At 47.2% G+C, this 21,852-nt stretch carries 20 protein-coding genes; 11 read left to right on the top strand and 9 right to left on the bottom strand.

What is annotated here, in order from left to right; genetic code table 11:
* Positions 1–5 precede the first annotated feature (5 nt).
* From PV783_RS24265 to PV783_RS24295, 7 genes are all read right to left on the bottom strand, one after another.
* A complete protein-coding gene (locus PV783_RS24265) occupies positions 6–2,813 on the bottom strand; it encodes a hypothetical protein (RefSeq protein ID WP_420989905.1) in 2,808 nt (935 codons plus the stop codon).
* Between the two features lie 130 nt (positions 2,814–2,943).
* Positions 2,944–4,371 (bottom strand): L-serine ammonia-lyase, encoded by a 1,428-nt coding sequence (locus PV783_RS24270; protein ID WP_363438934.1) that lies wholly within the window; start codon positions 4,369–4,371, stop codon positions 2,944–2,946.
* A 104-nt stretch (positions 4,372–4,475) separates the two neighbouring features.
* Complete coding sequence (locus PV783_RS24275) at positions 4,476–4,952, bottom strand: FKBP-type peptidyl-prolyl cis-trans isomerase (RefSeq protein ID WP_079473340.1); 477 nt, start codon at positions 4,950–4,952, stop codon at positions 4,476–4,478.
* Positions 4,953–5,016: 64 nt separating this feature from the next.
* Positions 5,017–5,496: an FKBP-type peptidyl-prolyl cis-trans isomerase gene (locus tag PV783_RS24280; RefSeq protein ID WP_079473339.1), complete on the bottom strand. Its 480-nt coding sequence runs from the start codon at positions 5,494–5,496 to the stop codon at positions 5,017–5,019.
* Between the two features lie 126 nt (positions 5,497–5,622).
* Complete coding sequence (gene groL / locus PV783_RS24285; protein WP_079473338.1) at positions 5,623–7,260, bottom strand: chaperonin GroEL; 1,638 nt, start codon at positions 7,258–7,260, stop codon at positions 5,623–5,625.
* Positions 7,261–7,311: 51 nt separating this feature from the next.
* The gene (locus PV783_RS24290) at positions 7,312–7,593 is read right to left on the bottom strand and encodes a co-chaperone GroES (protein ID WP_079473337.1); all 282 of its coding nucleotides are present in this window, start codon (positions 7,591–7,593) and stop codon (positions 7,312–7,314) included.
* On the bottom strand, positions 7,586–7,843 hold the full coding sequence (locus PV783_RS24295) for a hypothetical protein (RefSeq protein ID WP_111579027.1): 258 nt from the start codon (positions 7,841–7,843) through the stop codon (positions 7,586–7,588). Before PV783_RS24295 ends, PV783_RS24290 begins: the two co-directional genes overlap by 8 nt.
* A 55-nt stretch (positions 7,844–7,898) precedes the next feature.
* Between PV783_RS24295 and nusB the strand changes: the two genes are divergently transcribed.
* The 5 genes from nusB (at position 7,899) to PV783_RS24320 (ending at position 10,875) form a co-directional block, all read left to right on the top strand.
* Entirely contained in the window at positions 7,899–8,828 is a 930-nt protein-coding gene (gene nusB, locus PV783_RS24300; protein WP_079473335.1) for a transcription antitermination factor NusB, read from the top strand.
* Positions 8,829–8,865: 37 nt separating this feature from the next.
* Entirely contained in the window at positions 8,866–9,306 is a 441-nt protein-coding gene (locus PV783_RS24305) for a DUF1573 domain-containing protein (protein ID WP_079473334.1), read from the top strand.
* 31 nt (positions 9,307–9,337) lie between these two features.
* The gene (yajC, locus tag PV783_RS24310) at positions 9,338–9,682 is read left to right on the top strand and encodes a preprotein translocase subunit YajC (RefSeq protein ID WP_079473333.1); all 345 of its coding nucleotides are present in this window, start codon (positions 9,338–9,340) and stop codon (positions 9,680–9,682) included.
* Between the two features lie 130 nt (positions 9,683–9,812).
* Positions 9,813–10,409 carry a dephospho-CoA kinase gene (coaE, locus tag PV783_RS24315; protein ID WP_079473332.1) on the top strand — a complete coding sequence of 199 codons (597 nt, stop codon included), beginning with the start codon at positions 9,813–9,815 and terminating at the stop codon, positions 10,407–10,409.
* A 163-nt stretch (positions 10,410–10,572) separates the two neighbouring features.
* Positions 10,573–10,875 carry a HesB/IscA family protein gene (locus PV783_RS24320; RefSeq protein WP_079473331.1) on the top strand — a complete coding sequence of 101 codons (303 nt, stop codon included), beginning with the start codon at positions 10,573–10,575 and terminating at the stop codon, positions 10,873–10,875.
* A 91-nt stretch (positions 10,876–10,966) separates the two neighbouring features.
* Here PV783_RS24320 and secDF read toward each other — a convergent pair whose 3' ends face one another.
* On the bottom strand, positions 10,967–14,116 hold the full coding sequence (secDF, locus tag PV783_RS24325) for a protein translocase subunit SecDF (protein WP_420989906.1): 3,150 nt from the start codon (positions 14,114–14,116) through the stop codon (positions 10,967–10,969).
* Between the two features lie 213 nt (positions 14,117–14,329).
* On the opposite strand from secDF, the gene PV783_RS24330 reads away from it, so the two are divergent.
* The 4 genes from PV783_RS24330 to PV783_RS24345 all read left to right on the top strand — a co-directional run bounded on the left by PV783_RS24330 (position 14,330) and on the right by PV783_RS24345 (position 18,319).
* Entirely contained in the window at positions 14,330–15,547 is a 1,218-nt protein-coding gene (locus tag PV783_RS24330) for a serine hydrolase (RefSeq protein WP_420989907.1), read from the top strand.
* A gap of 24 nt (positions 15,548–15,571) precedes the next feature.
* Positions 15,572–16,297 (top strand): DUF4397 domain-containing protein, encoded by a 726-nt coding sequence (locus tag PV783_RS24335; protein WP_079473328.1) that lies wholly within the window; start codon positions 15,572–15,574, stop codon positions 16,295–16,297.
* Between the two features lie 154 nt (positions 16,298–16,451).
* Positions 16,452–17,645, top strand: a complete 1,194-nt coding sequence (locus PV783_RS24340) for a pyridoxal phosphate-dependent aminotransferase (RefSeq protein ID WP_420989908.1) — start codon at positions 16,452–16,454, stop codon at positions 17,643–17,645.
* A gap of 155 nt (positions 17,646–17,800) precedes the next feature.
* A complete protein-coding gene (locus PV783_RS24345) occupies positions 17,801–18,319 on the top strand; it encodes a hypothetical protein (RefSeq protein ID WP_420989909.1) in 519 nt (172 codons plus the stop codon).
* Here PV783_RS24345 and PV783_RS24350 read toward each other — a convergent pair whose 3' ends face one another.
* Positions 18,320–19,303 (bottom strand): M23 family metallopeptidase, encoded by a 984-nt coding sequence (locus PV783_RS24350; protein WP_420989910.1) that lies wholly within the window; start codon positions 19,301–19,303, stop codon positions 18,320–18,322.
* 22 nt (positions 19,304–19,325) lie between these two features.
* Here PV783_RS24350 and PV783_RS24355 point away from each other — a divergent pair, with 22 nt between their 5' ends.
* Entirely contained in the window at positions 19,326–20,873 is a 1,548-nt protein-coding gene (locus PV783_RS24355; RefSeq protein ID WP_079473324.1) for an acyl-CoA mutase large subunit family protein, read from the top strand.
* Positions 20,874–20,898: 25 nt separating this feature from the next.
* Positions 20,899–21,792: a class I SAM-dependent methyltransferase gene (locus tag PV783_RS24360; RefSeq protein ID WP_079473323.1), complete on the top strand. Its 894-nt coding sequence runs from the start codon at positions 20,899–20,901 to the stop codon at positions 21,790–21,792.
* Positions 21,793–21,852: the final 60 nt, after the last annotated feature.

Consider the following 21,852-nt stretch of genomic DNA (forward strand, 5'->3'; position numbering starts at 1 on the left):
TCTTCCTAATAATTAAACAACTGCTGGATCGGTATAATAAAATCAACCCGGTTCTGTGCATTGTCTACCGGGTCCTGGTCAAACAAATGACTGAAACGCACGCCAAACGTAAAGGGCAGTGCATTACCTATACGCGTATCAAAAAATAATTCGGTACCGGCAGAAGTATAGCGCGTATTCATATCCACATTGTTACGGGAGAAGTTAGCCATACTGTAATCGTAGAACAAATTAGCGCGGATACGGTTAAAATACAGGATCTGCGCAAAGCCCCAGTCGGGATACACCAAAGGCAAATGATAGTTGGCTCCCAGCTTATAAATACTCGTATACAACGGCGTATTATACCCTCTCGCATATACGAAATTATCTGTGAAAGTATAATTGAACGCATTATCACGCTGCTGATAAGCTCCCTGCAATACCAGGTTATGATTTTGCCATAACCCCGGTAAATACTGATCCAGCCGCGCATACAGCTGCTCTGCATATAAACCCGACACAGAACTGTTGTACTGTACCGCCACATACTGCCCGAAATGCGTGTAAATATTTTGTACCGCTTTGGTCCGCTGGTTATTAAAGATGATGGTGTTAGTCAGGAACTGCAGGTCATTTCCTTTATACTTACTATCCAGGTAACGATGACGGATATTGTAATTACTACCGAAAGATAAGCTACGGCTGTAAAGCCCTGCCGACAGGTTCAGTGGTATACTGACACCCACATGCGCAGTGGCCTCATTCCAGTACACCCGCTGCCGGTTCTGATCCAGCCCGTTACGGTTAATGGTATAGTCGGCCCCAACAGATAACACCGGGAGCCATCCCGCGAAAGTAAAGCCTGCCGCGATGTCTGAACTACCTTCGTTCCTGTTGTACGTATAGCCGATACTGGTAGATGTAGTACTCAATATATTTTCCCCGATCAGTGAAATACTGTAATCCGGATCATTAAAAGATGGCACCCAGCTGTGGAAGTTAAACGGACGGGTAAACTGCGGATATTTTTTCACCGGCAGGGAATCATGCGTCAGATCCAGGATATTGCCGCCTTCTTTAAAATGAGGCTGCAGCCAGGCGCTGCGCCCGTCTTTACTCACATCTGCAGGTTCCCACCCAGCCTTATTCAATGCAGCGTGATACAGCTTGTATCCCTTTATGGTAAATTCACTGAAAACAAGACTGTCGCCCGCCGGATCCACGGCCATATGCAGTGCACTGTTTCCCCTGTCGGTAACCTCATACGTTTTTTTATCAGCTAACGTAATCGCATATACGTTGTTTACATCTTTCAGGCCACTGGTGAAATAGACTGTATCTCCGCTCACTACCGGTATCCCCATCACGGTATAACTGAAAGGCGTGAGCATCGTGCTTTCGCCCGTAGCGAGCGACTGCTGCACCAGCGCCATCTCTCCCTTATTATTTCTTACTGCACTGATCACGGCCTGTTCTCCGGCAGCAAAACGGGGATAAGTATAGTACCAGTTTTCCGGGTTGGGCAACTGCTTTTCTACCGCCGCTGTGCGTGTGTTGATCAACTGCAGGCTGTATTTCATTTCTGTAGTGGTAGCCACTGCTATTACCCGCTCACCATTTTCGCTGATATCCGGGGAGAAGAATTTCCCCTTCGGGGAGACAGTTTTCGTATGCCCGGTAGCGTTATCCCACACCCGGATCACGGAAAAGTTCTTCCAGCCCCACCGCGCGTCAAAACGGGCGGCAGCCCATACCACGCGGCCATTGCGGTAACTGAAAAAATCATCGTATACGATGCCGGGACGTACCAGCAAACGCTCTTCACCGGAAGCATTTAACCGGTAAATACCGGGCACTTTATTCCAGGCATTTTTTAATATCACCCATTCATTATTACCTGCACTATATACGTAATTGTAGTTGGTTACCGGTTTGGCTACCGGCAGTAAAGGCTGCGCCGGTGTAGTGTCGGGCCGGGAAGCATAGTTATTCCACAGCGGCTGGTACTCCTTCAGCACCGCATTATAAAAGCCGGTTACATTCATCCCTGTTCTCTTCTTCAGGCTGTGCGACAGCGGGTAAAACACACCACGGAAACGAACCGCGTCACTGGTAACATCTTTCCAGAATGTTTGTCCGTAGTGTTCCCGGCCGTAAGTAGTCATCATATATCCCAACGGATAATGGTCGGGTACATAATCAACATACGAGCCATTGCGGATTTTCATATAGGCGTAATGTTTACCTGCCAGGGAAAGGCCACGGAAGCCATCAAAGAAGCCCGGGAGCCGGCCGCGCCCCTGCGGCGTTAGCGCCGTTTCCATCACCACGGCATCGCCTTCCCAAAACCAGTTGGGCACCGCTATATTGGTAACCGCCGCTTGTCCGAGTTGCCCGCCGAGGATAGAAAACACTTTGGATACTCCCTGGCGGAAGTTCATATTCTGTAATACGTGCCGGTACTCATGCACAGCCAGCTGGTCTACCCAGTTAAGGGAGCCCAGGTCCAGCGAATTAGGGGGTGGTGTCAGGTAAAATTCAGAGCGGAAGGGGCCGAGTTGAACATATCCATTGGATTGCAGCGTTTGATTCTGCAATACAATATTTACTTTTTTTTCAAGCCCGCCAATAGAAGACCGGGTATAACGGTTAAGATAGTGAACCAGGTTGGCGACCCGTTCTCCCTGCGCGGTCATACCGTGGGGGAAAATCACCCGCACCGTATCCGTGTTGATCTGTTGCCATTTCAGCGAAGGCGGATTACCTCCGAATTGCTGCGCCGATAAAGAAAAGGAAAAAGAAAGAAGAGTAATGGCCAGGATAACACGCATAAAAAATAACGAATTACGGATCTAAGCAGATGATGATAACGTATAAACGAAAATATGGTTCTTTCCTTATATTATAACCGATATTCGCCGTAATCTGCTTTTAAATCTGTAATTCGTTATCTGATATCTTTTAACATTCCGGCAGGCTGATAGGAATATTCACTGCCAGCCCTCCATCGGAAGTTTCCTTATATTTTGAATTCATATCCTGTGCTGTTTCCCACATGGTTTTTACCACGGCGTCAAGGGAAACCTTTGCCAGCTCAGGATTGCTTTGCAGCGCCAGTTGTGATGCGGTGATCGCCTTGATGGCGCCCATTGTATTCCGCTCAATGCAGGGGATCTGCACCAGTCCGCCGATAGGGTCGCAGGTGAGGCCCAGGTGGTGTTCCATCGCTATTTCCGCCGCCATCAGCACCTGGCGCTGGGAACCTCCCATGCATTCGGTGAGGGCAGCCGCCGCCATCGCGGAAGATACGCCTATCTCTGCCTGGCAACCACCCATTGCTGCGGAAATGGTGGAGCGCTTTTTAAAGATGCTGCCTATTTCAGAAGCCGTGAGCAGGAACTGCTGGATCTTTTCTTCATGGAAACCATCGCAGAAAGCGATGAAATATTGTAAAACTGCCGGAATTACGCCTGCAGCACCATTAGTAGGCGCCGTTACCACTCTTCCGAACGATGCATTCTCTTCATTTACGGCCAGTGCAAAACAGCTTACCCAGTCGAGCGTATAGCTGAAATGCTCTCCACCCGCCCTGATGGCGTCAATCCAGGATGCATAATCAGTATAGGTACGGCCTTTCAGTAATTTTTTATTGAGCACCGCCGCACGGCGGCCAACTTTTAGTCCGCCAGGCAACTCCCCGCCGGTATGGCATCCGCGGAAGGTACATTCCTGCATTACGCGCCAGATATTTAACAGCCCTTGCCGGGTTTCTTCTTCCGGGCGCCAGGCGTGTTCATTTTCCATCACCAGCTCAGAAATGCTATACCCGGTTTTAATGCACCACTGCAGGAGCTGGCGGGCAGTATCTATCGGGAAAGGCAGGTCTACCTGCTGGGCGCTGCCGCCGCCATCTCCTTCCTGCACCACAAAACCGCCACCGATAGAATACCAGGTGGAAGCCAGCTGTTCACCATCCAGTAAGGTAACCAGGAAAGTAAGCGCATTGGGATGAAACGGAAGCGATTCTTCAAAAAGGAAATCAATATCTTCAACGGGGTCAAAATCTATTTCATATTTACCCGCAATTTTCATCCTGCGGCTGCGGCGGATATCATCCATTTTAGGATTGATCTGGTTCACATCAAAAGTTACCGGATCATCGCCGCAAAGGCCCAGCTGAACGGCAATGTCGGTGCCATGCCCGTGACCTGTTTTGGCAAGGGAGCCATATAATAATACCTGTACTTTACTAACAGCCGCCAGTTTGCCATCCTGCTCCAGCTGATCCAGGAAACGCAGTGCTGCGCGCCACGGACCTAAGGTATGTGAACTGGAAGGACCAACGCCTATCTTGAAAATGTCAAATACGGAAATACATTCGTGTGCCACTAATTTTTTATTTATCTGTAAAATTAACGGAAAGCAGGGGAATAATACAAATGCAAAAGCGGTACCGGCAGAACCGGTACCGCTTCATGTTATATCTTCTTCAATTATTTATTCACAAAGTCTTTCAGTTTCACGTTGAATACCAACACGGAATTCGCCGGAATCTTAGGGTAAGCGGAAGGGCCGTATGCATAAATGGAAGGAATAATCAGGTTAATCTCTCCACCCTTGCGGATTTTAGGAATACCAATCGTCCATCCGGTGATCACTTTATCGAGGTCAAACCTGGCGCTGTCGCTGCTGTCAAAAACCGTTTTATCCAGCAACTGGCCTTTGTAGGATACCCATACATTGGCGGCAGCATTCACAGAATCACTGCTTCCTTTGGTTACAATCTGGTAAAAAAGACCACGCGGATCGTGTTGTACATTGGTGATATTATTGGCAGCGATATAGGCTACAATTTTTGCGGAGTCAGCATCATACTGTGCGATAGCGTCGTAGGCAGGTGCATCATCTTTTTTTGAACAGGCGGCAAGCACTAACAGGAATAATCCTCCCAACAGAAAAACTTTCTTCATACAGTTTGGTTTCAGTTTTAGTATAATTAAAAGGTGAAAATACAATTGGCATAAGATAATACATCTACCGGATACTTACCAGTTCCAGGTCAGAAATGAGGATGGCGTTAGGCGGAATAATACCGTTAACCCCCACGGAGCCGTAGGCCAGGGCAGACGGGATATATAACCGGATCTTACCCCCCTGGGAAATTTTCTGCAGCCCTATCTGCCAGCCCGGGATATGATTTTTAAGCATCCTGTGATCGAAATCAGTGGGTCCTAATGAGGTGCCTACTACTTCACCCGTAACTAAATAATTGGTATAAATAACGGTGGGAATGGAAGTCGCTTTCACGAAATGGGTACTGTCTCCCGGGACATCTACCCGGTAATAAAGCCCCGAAACGTCCCTGATGGCGGTTTCATTGTGCTCATGCAGGTACCGCTGGATGGCGTTTTCTGTTACCCCGTCCATTCTGAGCTCGTCCGAACTGCTTTTCTTTGAACAGGCGCCCAGGATTAAAAGCAGGCTTGCGCAAATTATTTTTACAACTGTGTTCATCCGCTGCTGTTTACTATCTCGTTGTTAAACGGAAATCTTATGATAAAGTTACAGCGGAAAGGTGATCCGCATAAAAAAACTCCTGCAGAACCAGGTCCGCAGGAGTTTTTATGATTATCATGAATATTAGTAGTCCATGCCCATACCGTGGCCACCACCGCCCATAGCCGGAGCAGCAGATTTAGGTTCCGGTTTGTCTGCGATTACACATTCGGTAGTCAGCAGCATAGAAGCGATAGACGCAGCATTTTCCAGTGCAATACGGGTAACTTTAGTTGGATCGATAACACCGGCAGCCAGTAAGTTTTCGAAAACTTCTGTACGTGCGTTGAAACCGAAATCAGCTTTACCTTCCTTCACTTTCTGTACTACGATAGAACCTTCGATACCTGCGTTGGCAGTGATCTGACGTAATGGTTCTTCGATAGCGCGTTTAACGATGGAGATACCGGTCTGTTCGTCGTTGTTAGCACCTTTCAGTGATTCCAGGGCTTCGATAGCGCGGATGTAAGCCACACCACCACCAGGAACGATACCTTCTTCAACGGCAGCGCGGGTAGCGTGTAAAGCATCGTCTACGCGATCTTTCTTTTCTTTCATTTCTACTTCAGTAGCAGCACCAACGTACAGTACAGCCACACCACCGCTTAATTTAGCCAGGCGTTCCTGTAATTTTTCGCGGTCGTAGTCAGAAGTAGTTACTTCGATCTGCGCTTTGATCTGTCCGATGCGGGACTGGATCGCGTCTTTTTCACCTTTACCACCTACAACAGTAGTATTGTCTTTATCGATAGTGATGGATTCAGCTTTACCGAGGTAAGTCAGGTCAGCATTTTCCAGTTTGTAACCTTGTTCTTCGCTGATAACGATACCACCGGTGAGGGTAGCAATATCCTGCAGCATATCCTTTCTTCTGTCGCCAAAGCCAGGAGCTTTAACAGCAGCAACTTTCAGGGTACCACGCAGTTTGTTTACCACCAGGGTAGCCAGTGCTTCACCTTCCAGATCTTCGGAGATGATTACCAGCGGAGCGCCCTGTTGAGCCACTTTTTCCAGGATGTGCAGGATATCCTTCATGGTGCTGATCTTCTTATCGTAGATCAGGATATAAGGGTTAGCCAGTTCAGCCTGCATTTTTTCGCTGTTGGTAATGAAGTAAGGAGACAGGTAACCACGGTCGAACTGCATACCTTCTACTACTTCAACAGTAGTATCGGTACCTTTTGCTTCTTCCACGGTGATAACACCATCTTTGGTTACTTTCTGCATTGCCTGGGCAATCAGTTTACCAATTTCGCTGTCGTTGTTGGCAGAGATAGAAGCAACCTGCTCGATCTTCTGTGTGTCGTTACCAACTTTTTCGGATTGTTTTTTCAGGTTTTCAACAACTGCTTTCACAGCTTTGTCGATACCACGTTTCAGATCCATTGGGTTAGCACCGGCAGCTACGTTTTTCAAACCATCGCCGATGATAGCCTGTGCCAGAACGGTAGCAGTAGTAGTACCATCACCTGCCAGGTCAGCAGTTTTGGAAGCTACTTCTTTCACCATCTGCGCACCCATATTTTCGATTGCGTCTTCGAGTTCAATTTCTTTTGCAACGGTAACACCATCTTTAGTTACACCCGGAGCGCCGAATTTTTTCTCGATCACTACGTTACGGCCTTTAGGGCCCAGGGTTACTTTAACGGCATCAGCCAGGGTGTCAACGCCTTTCTTCATCTTGTTGCGGGCGTCTATATTGAAGAAAATTTGTTTTGCCATAATACTTTGAGATTTTTCTTTTAGGAATTAATTCATATCCGCAGACAGCTCTTAAACGATCGCCAGGATATCAGATTCACGCATGATTAAGTAATCTTCGCCTTCGATAGGGAGTTCCTGACCAGAATATTTACCATACAGTACAGTATCACCTACCTTTACAGTGATCGGTTCATCTTTTTTACCAGGTCCGGCAGCCACCACGGTGCCTCTCACAGGTTTTTCTTTTGCAGTATCGGGGATAATGATACCACCAGCTGTCTTCTCTTCTGCTGCTGCAGGTTTCACGATTACCCTGTCAGCTAAAGGTTTAATACTTAATTGTTTAGCCATAGTAGTTTTTATTTAAAAAAGATGTTTGTGATTTTGTTTCTTCCGTCCACGAGAATTGTGCCAACGCGGTTTTCGGGTCAAATTTACAGGTCACGAAGGTATCGACTTGCTTTGATACTGACAAATCATGACAAGCAACCCGAAAAAATGACAGAACAGGTAGGTCCGGGAACACCAACACCCCTTCCGGGGCCGGTTTGTTTTCCCCCTGCACGGTACCCGTGCCAACACCTTTGCGATCAAAATCCATGAATATGAAAATTTTTCTCTAGTTTTGCGCCCTTATACCAGTTCTTTTTTATAAGATGATCAGTAGAAGAAACATCCGGGTAAAAGTAATGCAAACACTTTACGCCCTGGAAACGATGGAGCAAAGCAGTATTAAGCCAGGCACGGCCACCAGACTTTTAAACGAAAAGCTGGACCAAACCTGTCAGATCTTTACCTACTTACTTAACTCAGTGGTACAGGTAGCACAATACGCCGAAATTGATGCGCACGCCCGTGCTTCCAAACACTTACCCTCTGCCGAGGACCTGCAGGTGAACACCAAAATTGCAGGAAATGAGTTTATTTACCAGATAACCAGCGACAAAGGGTTCCAGGTAAACCTGGAACAATGGAAAATGAAGCTGCAAACAGATGATGATCTGCTCAGAAAGCTTTATAACCAATTGGTGCTTACAGATACCTACAAAGCCTACGCAGCAGAAGGTAGCCGTACCAAAGCAGGTGAAAAGGAAATACTGGAATTCATCTATAAAGAAATACTGGCGAAAAGCGAGCCGTTCCTCCAACACATGGAAGATACCTTCCTCCACTGGGGCGACGACGAAGAAATGATGGGCATTCTGATCAATAACTATTTCAATAAGCCGCATCTCTTCAATTTCCTGCAGCTGATCAGTAAAGAAAAACTTGATTATGCAAAGGAACTCCTGCTCACCGTAATCGACAAAAAAGAATACTGCCTCGAACTGATCAAGCCCAAACTGCAAAACTGGGATTCTGAACGTATCGCTGCAGTAGATATGTTACTGATGGAAATGGGTGTATGCGAGTTCCTCTACTTCCCTACCATTCCTACCAAAGTAACCATCAACGAATATATAGACCTGGCGAAAGCCTACAGCACACCTCAGAGTGGCCAGTTTATCAACGGTATCCTGGATAACATTCTGAAAGACCTGGAAAAAGAACAACTGGTACTGAAACAGGACCGTCCGAAAAAGTAAGTGGGAAAAGTTATTTTTACGGTAAAATAGCAATGCCATGAAAAAACTGTTCTGTTTACTCGCCTGTGGAAGCCTGCTGGTAGCGGCTTGTAACAATAGTGCCAAAAATAATACCGCTGCAGAGGCAGCCGGTAACGGACAAAAAAACGAAGCTGGCCAGTCCTCCGCGCTCACCTTTGAAGAAAAGGTGCATAACTTTGGAGAGATTGTAGCAGGTGAAAAAGTAGAGTACTCCTTTAAATTCACCAATACAGGCACCAGCCCGCTGCTTATCGAAGATGCCATCTCCAGCTGCGGTTGTACCGTACCGGAATGGCCAAAAGAACCCATCAAACCCGGTCAGTCCGGCTATATGAAGGTTATTTTCGACAGCCACGGAAAATCAGGCTATACCGAGAAAGAAATTTCTGTTAAAATCAACAATAAAGACGGTTATGTGGTAGGACCTAAGATCCAATGCAATATCATTACCAAGTAGTCCGGACTAAACTATTAAATCAATTATAGAGATGAACATCCTGAACATTTTATTAATGGCGCCTCAGGGCGGTGCCCAAGGCGGTGGTAACTCCTGGGTTTCTTTCCTGTTTTTTGGCGGTATGATTGTCGTTATGTGGCTTTTCATGATTAGGCCTCAAACTAAAAAAGCAAAACTGCAGAAACAATTTATCGATAACCTGAAAGAAGGTGATAAAATCGTCACTATCGCCGGTATTCACGGTAAAGTGAAGAAAATGAACGACAATAACACCGTTCTGATGGAAGTGAGCCCAGGCACCAGCTTTACCATCGAACGCTCTGCTATCAGCATGGAATACACCACCGCTCAGCAAAAAGCGGCTGAAACCAAATAAGAATTACGAATCAAAGTAATTACTGTTTACGGAGTTACAGACAGATGATATTCGCGGATCTATTCCCCGGCATCTGCCCGTAACTCCGTAATTCATATGGGTAGTTCGTATTTTTTTATAAATTGGGGCTATGTTAAAGATTGGAATTACCGGGGGCATTGGCTCCGGCAAAAGCACCGTTAGTAGAATATTCGAATTATTGGGCGTTCCCGTGTATTACGCGGACGACCGGGCCAAAGATATTATGGTCCGCGACCCCGAACTGGCCGCACAGGTAAAACACCACTTCGGCGAAGAAATATATAATGCCGACGGCACACTGAACCGCAAACTCCTGGGAAATATCGTTTTCAACGACAAAGACAAACTCGCCCTCCTCAATTCCCTCGTACATCCGGCCACCATCCGGGATTCAGACAACTGGGCGCAACAACAAACCACGCCCTACGTACTGAAAGAGGCCGCTCTCCTCTTCGAAACAGAATCCTTCCACCACCTCGATAAGGTCATCGCCGTTTTTGCCCCCCAGCCACTGCGCATACACCGCGTAATGAAACGCGACAACGTAACCCGCAACGAAGTGCTGGCACGCATGTACAAGCAAATCGACGAAACCATTAAAATGCGCCTGAGCGACTACGTGATCCATAACGACGAACAACATATGGTGATCCCGCAGGTGCTCGCCCTTCATAAAAAGTTCCTGGAACTGGCCACAGCAAAGTAATTGCGCTTCAAGTCCACGTCAAAGGCGTGCATACGGCATGGATACCTCCGGTTTCCCCCATGTATGCCGCATCTTTGTATGAATTGCACTCCTCACTTACCTTGGGTATACCGGGTAGCAAAACCGCCCCCGGTTTTCCCTAACTTTGAAAAAAATACGGATAATGGATAGCGCGAACAGATCTCCCATTCAACTTACGGCCAGTGCTGCTGAAGTAGTGAAACAATTGTTACAGGGCAATACAGAAGCCCCCTACCTCCGGGTAGGCGTAAAGGGTGGAGGTTGTTCAGGTGTTGCCTATATGCTAGGCTTTGATGCCCTCATGGAAGACGACGACCTGTTTGATATATCAGGTATCCCCGTGATTATGAAAAAAGCACATGGCATGTACCTCATGGGTATGGAAATAGATTATCAGCAGGGAAGCGATGCCGCCGGGTTTGTATTCAGGCAGCCGGCCAGCTGATCAACATCTCCCTGAAATATACTTCACAAAAAAACCTCCTGGCAAGCCAGGAGGTTTTTATTTATCAAACATTATTTCAGTAAGATCTTACTTATTTGGTAGCAGAAGCCGTTTTCTTGGCAACTACTTCTACTGACTCACTTTCATTGGCCAGCTGATTCTTCTTGTCGAAGTCAACCAGTACAGGCGCCGCAACAAAGATAGAAGAGTAAGTACCGGTGATCACACCAATCAGCATCGCAAAGGCGAAACCGCGGGTTACTTCACCACCAAATACAAACAGGATCAGGATGGTCAGGAACACTGTGAGCGACGTCATAATGGTACGGCTCAGGGTATCGTTGATCGCTTTATTGATCACGGTATCCCTGTCGCGGCCATGAGCGCCGGTCCTGAAGTATTCACGGATACGGTCAAATACAATCACGGTATCGTTCATGGAGAAACCAATCACCGTCAGGATCGCAGCAATAAAGTGCTGGTCAATTTCCAGTGTGAACGGTACAAAAGATCTGCACCAGGAGAATACTGCCAGGGTAACCAGTACGTCATGCAGCAAAGAGAAGATAGTACCGATAGAGTACTGCCACTTGCTGAAACGTAACAGGATGTACAGGAAGATCACCACAATAGACAGGATCGTTGCCTTTACCGCACCTGCACGCAGGTCATCGGAAATGGTAGGCGACACCGTCTGGGAACCTACAATGTAGCGGGAAGTAAATACATCAGGCGTTACAGAAGCATCATAGAACTTCTTGAGGCCATTGTATAATTTATCAGCCACTTCTTTATCAACCGCCAGGCTCTGCTGCTCAATTTTGTAAGCAGTAGTGATGCTCAGCTGGTTAGTGCTGCCAATTGTTTTAACGAATACTTCTGAGTCAAATTCTTTCTTCAGTACATCTGCTACTTCTTCACGGTTCATCGGATGCTCGAAGCGAACAGTATAGCTACGGCCACCGGAGAAATCGATACCATGGTCGAAACCATGGAAGAAGGAAGAAACACCTGCCACCATTACAACAGCAGAGATGATATAAGCATATTTACGTTTGCCTACAAAATCAAAAGCAGCATGTTTAAATACTTTACGGGAAATAGGTGTGAAGTATTCAAAATGTCTTTTTCTCTTCATCCAGAAATCAGTTACCATACGGGAAACCAGGATACCGCAGAACAGGGACAGGAACAAACCTATGATCTGTGTGGTAGCGAAGCCCAGTACCGGACCTAAACCGAAGTAGAACAGGATGAAGGCGGTGAGCAGGGAGGTAACGTGACCATCGAGTACCGGTGCATAGGAACGTTTGTAACCGTCTGCTACCGCATCGTGGTAAGATTTACCATGCGTCAGTTCGTCCTTGATCCTTTCAAAGATGATTACGTTGGTATCCACCGCCATACCGATGGTGAGTACCATACCGGCAATACCGGCCATTGTTAACGTAGCACCCATAGAAGCCAGGATACCGAAGGTAAACAGCAGGTTCAGTACCAGTGCAATATTAGCTACCCAGCCGGCTGAGTTGTAATACACCAGCATGAGTACGAAGATGATTCCGAAGGAGATCATAAAGGATTTAGCACCGGCAGCAATAGATTCAGCGCCGAGGGTAGGTCCTACGATCTGTTCCTGTACAATTTGTGCAGGAGCCGGCATTTTACCGGATTTCAGGATGTTGGCGAGGTCATTCGCTTCTTCAATGGTAAAGCTACCGCTGATAGAGGAACGGCCACCGGCAATTTCACCCTGTATGGAAGGAGCAGAGTAAACGATGTTATCGAGCACTACTGCCACGTAGTTAAATGTAGCGGGATCTTTTGGATTGGCAGGAGCCAGTTCACCGGTCAGTTTCTTCCACTGGTGGGCGCCTTCGTTATCCATTGTCATGCTGATTTCCGGCTGGTTGTTCTGGTCCATATCCTGACGGGCATCAACGATGCTTGCGCCACCAACACGGGGTTCAGGGCTGGCCGGATTTACTTTCAGCGCGTATACTGCTAAAGGACCGTGTTTATCTTCTTTATTTTCAGCACCAAACGCAAATACCAGGTCCTTAGGCAGGATCGATTTTACAGCAGGCAGTTCCACGTAACGGTTAAAGGTAGCCGTATCTTTTGGTAAGATTCTTCCGATAGACGGACCCGGATAAACTGAACCGGATTGTGGGTCTACGTTAGGGAATAATACCATGAACAGCGGGTTCTGTGCCTGTTGTTCTTTCAGCTGCAGTTCTTTGCTGGCATTTTTGCTGGTATCTTTTTTAGACAGGTAGTCTGTCAGGCTGGCATCTTTACTGGTATCCTTCGCAGTAGCGGCGGTAGCAGCAGCAGCTGAATCCGGCGTAGCGGCAGGAGCGGCAGTAACAGCGGCCTTAGCGTTCCTGATAGCGTCGTTCACCGGGGATAATACATTCTGGATAAACTCCGGAGAGTTTTTGTATACTTCCCTGAATTCGAGGTTCGCAGTTGCCTGCAGGTATTTGTGTACACGGGCGGCGTTATCAACACCGGCGAGTTCCACGGAGATCAGTCCTTTATTTTCATCCAGGCTGATATTAGGTTGTGCCACCCCAAATTTATCAATACGTTTTTGCAGTACGATATAGGTATTCTTAATGGCAACACGTGATTCCTTGCGGATCATGTCCAGCACCTGCTGATTGGAAGAATTGAAGGTAATATCCTTCTGGTAGGCGTTTGCAAAAATAGAAGCCAGTTTACCCTGTGGTGCTACCTCGGCGTATGCTTGTCCGAACAAAGTAACAAAATCGGCCTGGTTAGTTTTCTTCAGCTCATTTGCCCTTTCCAGCGCTTTGTTAAAAGCAGCATCCTTGGATTGACCGGATAATGCGCGGATTACATCTTCCACGCTTACTTCCAGTACTACGTTCATACCACCTACCAGGTCCAGACCGAGATTCAGTTCTTTCTCTTTGGCCTTGGTATAGGTGACATTCCATGGAAAGCCTGCAATTTTTGTGCTGCTGGTACTGTCCACAATCTCTTGTCTCCTCTGTTTAATAAACCCTTTGAGGGTATCTGAGTAGAAGCCCTGCAGTTCCGAACTGCCTGGATATTTCTTTTCAGGTGTAGGGTATTGCTTGGCCACATCGTTCTCGGCCTGCTGCTCTATCTTCTTCTCATAGTTCCGCACCAAAAACGTGAAGGACAATTGGTACAAAGAGATAAGGATCAGTGCGATGGCAAAAAATCTTACCAGTCCTTTAAGTTGCATACTGTTTGTTTCGGGTTTATAAAAAAAAATTTTAAGAGTTGCAAAGATAGAATTTAAATCGATATATTAAAGTCCTTGTTAAAAGACACGCAAAATCAATATGCGCCTGACTTTACAGGTTGGTTGGCACACTTTTTTTAAATCTGCAGCTCCCGGATTCTGGTCTTTTTAAATATATTCCTTTGCTTTACAATCCATAACAACGACAAATATATGCAAACCCAACATTATCCGGCAACAGATAATTTTCTGGAAGCTTTGCTGAAAAGTCAAAAAAGCCGGTTAGGCGCCGTATTCAGCGATCCTTCCTCTTACCGCTTACAGGTGATTTTTACCCGCATAGACCGGGACGAACAGCAGCAGCCGCACTTCTCGGACTATTACTATGGTGTATCACCGGAAACCTACTTCTACCCTGCCTCTACGGTAAAACTGCCGGCAGTGGCACTGGCACTGGAAAAGCTGAACGATCTGCACATCCCCGGTCTCAACCGCAACACACCTTTCTTTACGGCGCCGCTCCCGGATGTCAATACCGGCGTGCGCCACGACCATTCCGCCGCTTCCGGCCTCCCGTCTGTAGCCCATTATATAAAAAAAATATTCCTTATCAGCGATAACGATGCCTATAACCGCCTCTACGAGTTTATAGGGCAGGAGCCTTTTAACCGCCGGTTATGGGAAATGGGATATACCCAGGCCCAGATCCGCCACCGGGTGGGGCTTCCCCTGTATGAAGAAGCCAACAGGCACACCAATGCCGTCAGCTTCCGGGAAGGGAACAGGATCCTCTACCAGCAACCTGCTGGCTACAGCCGCCTGGAGTTTTCCCCGCGGGAAGACTTTGCCGGGAAAGCCTGGTATAATCACCTCGACCATCTCGAGCACCAGCCCATGAACTTCTCCCACCGCAATAAACTGCCCCTCTCCAGCTTACATGATATCATGCGCAGCATAATTTTTCCAGGGGCTGTAACAAATCGTCAACGTTTCCGTTTAACAGGGAACGATTACCTTTTTTTGTACAGATGTATGTCCCAGCACCCGGAAGAATCAACAGATCCGGTTTATGACCCGGAACAATACTATCAGGCATATACCAGGTTTTTGCTTTTTGGAGGTGACCGGAATAGCCGGATACCGGAACACATCAGGATTTTCAACAAACCAGGATGGGCATACGGATTTCTGACCGATACAGCATATATTGTAGATTTTGCCAGTAAAACAGAGTTCCTGCTGTCTGCCAGTGTTTTTGTAAATACTACTGGTGTATTGGGAGATGATCAACCGGCTTTTGAAAAAACAGGCAAACCTTTTCTCAAAGCACTGGGAGAAGTAATTTATGAATCGGAGGTACAACGTAAAAAGCGCATTTTACCTGACCTGGCCCGTTTTGAACCAAATGATAAAAAAACAACCGATCAATAACACAATTTAAAAACTGAGAGCAAAATGCTAACCAAGAAAAATCGCGTATGGGCAGTTGTGGCCCTGTTAACAGGAATCATCGGACTATCTTCCTGCCTGAAGAACGATAATAATTACACACCACCAAGACCACAGGCACAGATTTCAATACTGGGCAGTTCCACCAGCATGATTCCAGGTATTTTCTACGATAACGATCAGAAAGTAACTGAAACTGAATTCAACTTCAATTTCTACGCCCGGTACGCTGTTTACGGTGGCCTGCACAAATTTGATCTGAAGAAGAAAGGAGGCGACAGCCTGATGACCACCACTACTTACAATTTCGACTCCACACAATACTATACTTACCTGATCTGGGATAAAGCTCCTATAAGATCTGCTATTATCAAAACAGATCAATCCAACTACAGCCGCGATAAAATCGGTATCCGTTTCTTCAACCTGAGCGCAAACGCAGGCCCGGTAGATGTATACATCGGTACTGAAAAAATCGACAGCAACCGCGTATACTTTAACGGCGATGTATCTTCTGCCAGCGCTTTCAAACTGTTCAACAGCTTCAGCGTAAACAATGCGATCAGTATCAAGGAAGCTGGCACCAACACTGTACTTGCCACTGCAAGCAGTACTGACCTCCGTGTTGGTAGTTTCAACGCAGGTAACTTCTATACTATTTACATCGTAGGTGTTAAAGGAAGTACCGGTACCGACAAACTGGTTACCAACGCTATCTTCAGTTTATACTGACAATAATACACTTCTGTAAAAAGAAGCAACATAAAACGCAGAACGGGCCGGTTATCCGGCCCGTTCTGCGTTTGTACAGCAGCCTGGAACGATCTTTCCATGTATTATCTGGTTTTTTTCTGTACGTTTGTTCCGGTCAATTCAATGTAATGATATGAATCAACTAGCAGACAGGCTGTCACGGATTTCCGAGCCGCAAACAATTAAAATGGCTAAACTCGGCCGCGAGTTGAAAGCCCAGGGTATAGATATTGTAGACCTCAGCATCGGAGAACCGGACTTTGACACCCCGGCACATATCCGCGAAGCCGCCAAAAAAGCGATCGATGAAGGGTTTACACACTATACACCCGTGGCGGGCTATGCAGACGTAAGACAGGCAGTAGTACACAAATTAAAGAGAGATAACGGTCTTGACTATACGCCGGAGCAGATAGTAGTGTCCACAGGCGCCAAGCAATGCCTGGCCAATGCAGTGCTCAGCATCGTAAACCCCGGCGATGAAGTGATCATCCCCACTCCTTACTGGGTTACGTATTCCGAACAGGTGAGCCTCTGCCAGGGGGAAGTGGTATTTGTTCCCTGCAGTATCGAAAACAATTATAAAATTACACCGGAGCAACTGGAAGCAGCCATCACACCAAAAACAAAGCTGTTCATGTTCTCCTCCCCCTGCAATCCCACCGGCTCCGTATATTCCAAAAAAGAACTGGAAGGACTCGCCGCCGTATTTGCCAAACACCCGGAGATCTTCATCATCTCCGATGAAATATATGAGTACATCAATTACGAAGGCAAACATGAAAGCATCGCGCAGTTTGGTGATCTGATCAACCGCACCATCATCATCAATGGCCTGAGTAAAGGTTTTGCCATGACCGGATGGCGTTTGGGCTACCTCGCCGCACCACTGGACATTGCCAAAGCCTGTGATAAAATCCAGAGCCAGTTCACTTCTGCTACCTGCTCTATCACCCAGCGCGCCGCCATCACCGCCCTCACCGGCGAACTGACCACTGCCGTGGAAATGGTCGCCGAATTCAAAAAACGCCGCGCCTACATTCATGAAGCCCTGAAAACCATTCCCGGTTTAAAGGTAAATGACCCGGAAGGCGCATTCTATATGTTTCCCGATGTCAGCGCATTCTTCAACAAATCATTTGAAGACTCACACATCAAAAATGCAGACGACCTTTGCATGTATCTCCTGCACAAGGCACACGTGTCAACCGTTACCGGCGGCGCTTTCCAGCAACCCAACTGTATCCGCCTGTCTTACGCTACCAGCATGGACAAACTGGAGAAAGGGGTAGAAAGAATGAAAACCTGGCTGGGGAAACTCGCTTAACAAACGATCATCTTTGTGATTAATACGATTACCGGCGGATGTTATAAAGTTCACATCTCCCGGTAATCCTTTTTATTTTAAACCGGTATCCTACAATATATAAATATCTTTATATATATTTGTGCACATAAAGTAATAAGATGGGCAGCCTTGACATGAATACACTACTATACATAGCACTTGCCATTGGGGCAGTTGCTATTGTATATCCTACGATAAAAGATCTTTTCAAGAAAAATAAAACGGCGGATACTGCAACAGACGGCAAAGAACAGCCGGTAAATGCAGCCGTGCTCCCTTTACAGCTGCAGGCATATGAAAGAATGGCGCTTTATGTAGACCGGATCACGCCGCAAAGCCTGATTGGACGTATCTATCAGCCGGGCTTAACTGCGGTGGACATGCAGATTGCGATGGTACAGCAAATCAAAGCAGAATACGAACATAACGTTACCCAACAGATCTATGTATCGGCCATGACCTGGGAAGCAGTGAAAACACTGAAAGAACAAACGATCTCTGTTATTAACCAGGTAGCCGTGCAACTCCCACCGGACGCCTCCGCAATGGAACTGAACAAACAGATACTGGAAGTATTTTTACAGGCCGGCGAATCTCCCGCCGAACTCACTTCCCAGATCATTAATGCGGAAGCCAAAAGACTGATGCGGTAATCACTTCGCATTGATCACTTCATTCAGCAGGTAACTTTTTCCATTAAATAAGATATACAACGGCTTTCCCTGATACCAGGGAACGCCGGCCTTTTTGGTATGTACCTGGATATGCAGGTGAGGTTCAGTGCTAAAGCCCGAATTACCCACACAGCCGAGCGGATCTCCCTGTTTTACATACTGCCCTTCCCTTACCACTACGCTTCCCATTTTCAGATGCGCCATAAACACATAGTACCCGGGCGTTTCCAGTACTACCTGGTTGGTATTTTTGGGGCCGCGGTTCATGGCAGGCGGTATATTATCCGGGTTGTTGCTGTACGCCCTCGTCACAAGGCCGTCGCATGGCGCATATACCGTATCGCCATAAATCACATAATCTTCCAGCTTACGGGAAAATATTTTCTCCGCCCGCCCGCCATAGCTGTTCAGTTTCACGATATCCATCGCGTAAATAGCCCCCCGCAAACTAAAGTGGAAAACATTGGTTGGCAACCCCTTGCCACCCTGCAATACAAAGTATTTGCCCGGCTTAAAGGGAAATGCCAGCGCTACCCGCTGCGGTTTCCCGGTAGTACCCGTAAAATACAGCACAGACATGACGATGAAAATAAAGGTAAAAATGCCATTGCCGACCAGTTTCCACCGCGGCATGGGTTTAGCCGCATGATCGTGCTTACGCGCTGCATAAGCGGCCATGTTCAGCAATAAGAGCCCGCCAAAAACGTACTTGGAATAAATAGACAGGTATACCCAGGTGCCATACAAATACAGGAACCAACCCAGCGAAAGCCCCAGCAGCAAATAGCTGTAAGTAGCTGCCAGCGGGCGGCTTCCTGCTTTCCAGACAAGATATAAACTATATAACGCCAGTGCGATCGTTATGCATAATAAACAGTAGATGATCATAGTATCCTGCCAAACTTTCACACAAAATATCAATATTTTTCTCAGCGGCGAAGTACCATAATAATTATGTAACATTGCAACGCTAGTTTTAGATACTATGGAAAAAACCATTCAAACCGATTCAGGCATTGTAATAGCACCGGTATACACACAACCGGTGCCTATGGACGAACAGCCCGGCGCCTTTCCTTACACCCGTGGCATACACGCCACCATGTACCGCGATAAACTGTGGACCATGCGGCAATACGCGGGTTTCAGCACGGCAGAAGAATCGAATAAAAGGTATCACTACCTGCTGGGCCAGGGCGTTATGGGACTGAGCGTAGCCTTCGACCTGCCTACACAAATTGGTTATGATTCAGACCACCCTATGTCGGAAGGAGAAGTGGGAAAAGTAGGCGTAGCCATCGATTCCCTGGAAGATATGGAAATACTGTTCAAAGATATTTCACTGGAACAGATCTCCACCTCTATGACGATCAACGCCACAGGCTTCATCCTGCTGGCATTTTATATAGCGCTCGCCAAACGGCAGGGCGCCGACCTGAAAAAGATTTCAGGCACCATCCAGAACGATATCCTGAAAGAATATGCTGCCAGGGGCACCTTCATTTATCCACCGAAGCCCTCCATGCGGCTCATCACGGATATTTTTGCCTATTGCAGCAAAGAAGTACCCAAGTGGAATACCATCTCCATTTCCGGTTATCACATCCGGGAAGCCGGCGCCAACGCTGTGCAGGAGCTGGCTTTCACGCTGGCTAACGGGAAAGCCTATCTGAAAGCAGCACTGGACACCGGGCTGGATATCAATGTATTTGCCAAGCGGTTGTCTTTCTTCTTCAATGCACACAATCACCTCTTTGAAGAAGTAGCCAAATTCCGCGCCGCACGCCGCATGTGGGCGCATATCACTCAATCGCTGGGCGCTACCGATCCCAAAGCACAAATGCTGCGGTTCCATACGCAAACAGGCGGCAGCACTCTCACCGCACAGCAACCACAAAATAATATTGTGCGTGTAGCCATTCAAACACTGGCGGCTACAATGGGCGGTACGCAATCGCTGCACACCAACGGCTACGATGAAGCGTTATCATTACCCACAGAAGCGGCGGCACGCATCGCCCTCCGCACCCAACAGATTGTTGGCTACGAAAGCGGCGTGGCAGATACCGTAGATCCGCTGGCCGGCTCTTTTTACGTGGAAGCGCTCACCAACGAAGTGGAAGAAAAAGCCTGGGAGCTGATTCATAAAATTGATGCGATGGGTGGCGCTGTAAGCGCCATAGAACAGGGTTTCATCCAGGATGAAATAGCAAAGAGCGCATACAGATACCAGCAGGAAATTGAAAATAATGAGAAAATAATCATCGGTGTCAATAAATTTACAGCGTCAGATCAGGTAACGCCGGAAGTATTCCGTATCGACGACAGCATCCGTACGTTACAGTCGGAACGCCTGAAATCCTTACGGGAACGCCGCGACAACGCAGCCGTACAAAACGCGCTGGCACAAATCCGGCAGGCAGCCGGCACCGATGAAAACCTGATGCCCCTTGTAGTAGCAGCAGTGGAGCATTTATGTACCCTGGGCGAAATAGCAGATGTACTGAGGGAAGTATGGGGAGAGTATAAATAATTACATAAGCGTATTCAATAGTCCAATGAGTTTAATCTATTACAACAACTGCCCGCTTTGTGGTTCGTCGCAAATACATGAAGCGCTTACTGCCAAAGACTACACCGTATCCAAAGAAGCATTCAACATCTTCCATTGCGGAGGCTGTGGCGGCCGATTTACACAAAATGTGCCCGATAGTGCACACATAGGCCGCTACTACCAGTCGCAGGAATATATTTCCCACTCTGAAACAAAGCAGGGACTCATTAACCGCTTGTATCACAGTGTCAGGAAAATTACGCTGCGCTCCAAACAAAACTGGGTACGCAATGCCTGCGGTAAAAAAACAGGCGCCCTGTTGGATATCGGCAGTGGCACCGGCGCATTTCTCCATTATATGCAAACCGGCGGCTGGACTGTTACCGGCCTGGAGCCCGATGAAAATGCACGCCGCAACGCCAAAGAAATTTATAATGTTGATGCACTGCCCATTGAACAGCTGTACGCTTTACCCGCGCAGCAATTTGATGCAATCACTATGTGGCACGTACTGGAGCATGTACACGACCTGCACCGCTACCTGGATCACATCCGCACCCTGCTGAAACCCGGCGGTTCTTTACTGATCGCCGTTCCCAACTACACCTCTTCCGACGCCGACTACTATAAAGAATACTGGGCCGCTTATGATGTGCCCCGGCATCTTTATCATTTTTCGCCCGGCTCAATGGAAAAACTATTAACACAGCATCATATCACGCTGGCAAAAAAACACCCGATGGTGTTCGATGGCTTCTATGTAAGCCTGCTCAGCGAAAAATATAAAACCGGTAAAAGCCGCCTGCTGCAGGGATTTTTCCATGGCTTCCGCTCCTATCGCAAAGGATTGAAAAACGTGGACCGGTGCAGCTCTATTGTATACGAATGCAAGATTTAGCGCGGAGGTTGTCTTTTTCAGGATTAAACTGATTATACTGATTTCAGGATTTTACTTTTT

It is taken from the genome of Chitinophaga sp. CC14, from assembly GCF_048957795.1.
GTDB lineage: Bacteria > Bacteroidota > Bacteroidia > Chitinophagales > Chitinophagaceae > Chitinophaga > Chitinophaga ginsengisegetis.

What these genes read in the sequence shown, in the direction of transcription:
- PV783_RS24265 (WP_420989905.1), bottom strand. Translation starts at nt 2,813, where the DNA reads ATGCGTGTTATCCTGGCCATTACTCTTCTTTCTTTTTCCTTTTCTTTA.
- PV783_RS24275 (WP_079473340.1), bottom strand. Translation starts at nt 4,952, where the DNA reads ATGAAGAAAGTTTTTCTGTTGGGAGGATTATTCCTGTTAGTGCTTGCC.
- PV783_RS24280 (WP_079473339.1), bottom strand. Translation starts at nt 5,496, where the DNA reads ATGAACACAGTTGTAAAAATAATTTGCGCAAGCCTGCTTTTAATCCTG.
- groL (WP_079473338.1), bottom strand. Translation starts at nt 7,260, where the DNA reads ATGGCAAAACAAATTTTCTTCAATATAGACGCCCGCAACAAGATGAAG.
- PV783_RS24290 (WP_079473337.1), bottom strand. Translation starts at nt 7,593, where the DNA reads ATGGCTAAACAATTAAGTATTAAACCTTTAGCTGACAGGGTAATCGTG.
- PV783_RS24295 (WP_111579027.1), bottom strand. Translation starts at nt 7,843, where the DNA reads ATGGATTTTGATCGCAAAGGTGTTGGCACGGGTACCGTGCAGGGGGAA.
- nusB (WP_079473335.1), top strand. Translation starts at nt 7,899, where the DNA reads ATGATCAGTAGAAGAAACATCCGGGTAAAAGTAATGCAAACACTTTAC.
- PV783_RS24305 (WP_079473334.1), top strand. Translation starts at nt 8,866, where the DNA reads ATGAAAAAACTGTTCTGTTTACTCGCCTGTGGAAGCCTGCTGGTAGCG.
- yajC (WP_079473333.1), top strand. Translation starts at nt 9,338, where the DNA reads ATGAACATCCTGAACATTTTATTAATGGCGCCTCAGGGCGGTGCCCAA.
- coaE (WP_079473332.1), top strand. Translation starts at nt 9,813, where the DNA reads ATGTTAAAGATTGGAATTACCGGGGGCATTGGCTCCGGCAAAAGCACC.
- PV783_RS24320 (WP_079473331.1), top strand. Translation starts at nt 10,573, where the DNA reads ATGGATAGCGCGAACAGATCTCCCATTCAACTTACGGCCAGTGCTGCT.
- secDF (WP_420989906.1), bottom strand. Translation starts at nt 14,116, where the DNA reads ATGCAACTTAAAGGACTGGTAAGATTTTTTGCCATCGCACTGATCCTT.
- PV783_RS24330 (WP_420989907.1), top strand. Translation starts at nt 14,330, where the DNA reads ATGCAAACCCAACATTATCCGGCAACAGATAATTTTCTGGAAGCTTTG.
- PV783_RS24335 (WP_079473328.1), top strand. Translation starts at nt 15,572, where the DNA reads ATGCTAACCAAGAAAAATCGCGTATGGGCAGTTGTGGCCCTGTTAACA.
- PV783_RS24340 (WP_420989908.1), top strand. Translation starts at nt 16,452, where the DNA reads ATGAATCAACTAGCAGACAGGCTGTCACGGATTTCCGAGCCGCAAACA.
- PV783_RS24345 (WP_420989909.1), top strand. Translation starts at nt 17,801, where the DNA reads ATGAATACACTACTATACATAGCACTTGCCATTGGGGCAGTTGCTATT.
- PV783_RS24350 (WP_420989910.1), bottom strand. Translation starts at nt 19,303, where the DNA reads ATGTTACATAATTATTATGGTACTTCGCCGCTGAGAAAAATATTGATA.
- PV783_RS24355 (WP_079473324.1), top strand. Translation starts at nt 19,326, where the DNA reads ATGGAAAAAACCATTCAAACCGATTCAGGCATTGTAATAGCACCGGTA.
- PV783_RS24360 (WP_079473323.1), top strand. Translation starts at nt 20,899, where the DNA reads ATGAGTTTAATCTATTACAACAACTGCCCGCTTTGTGGTTCGTCGCAA.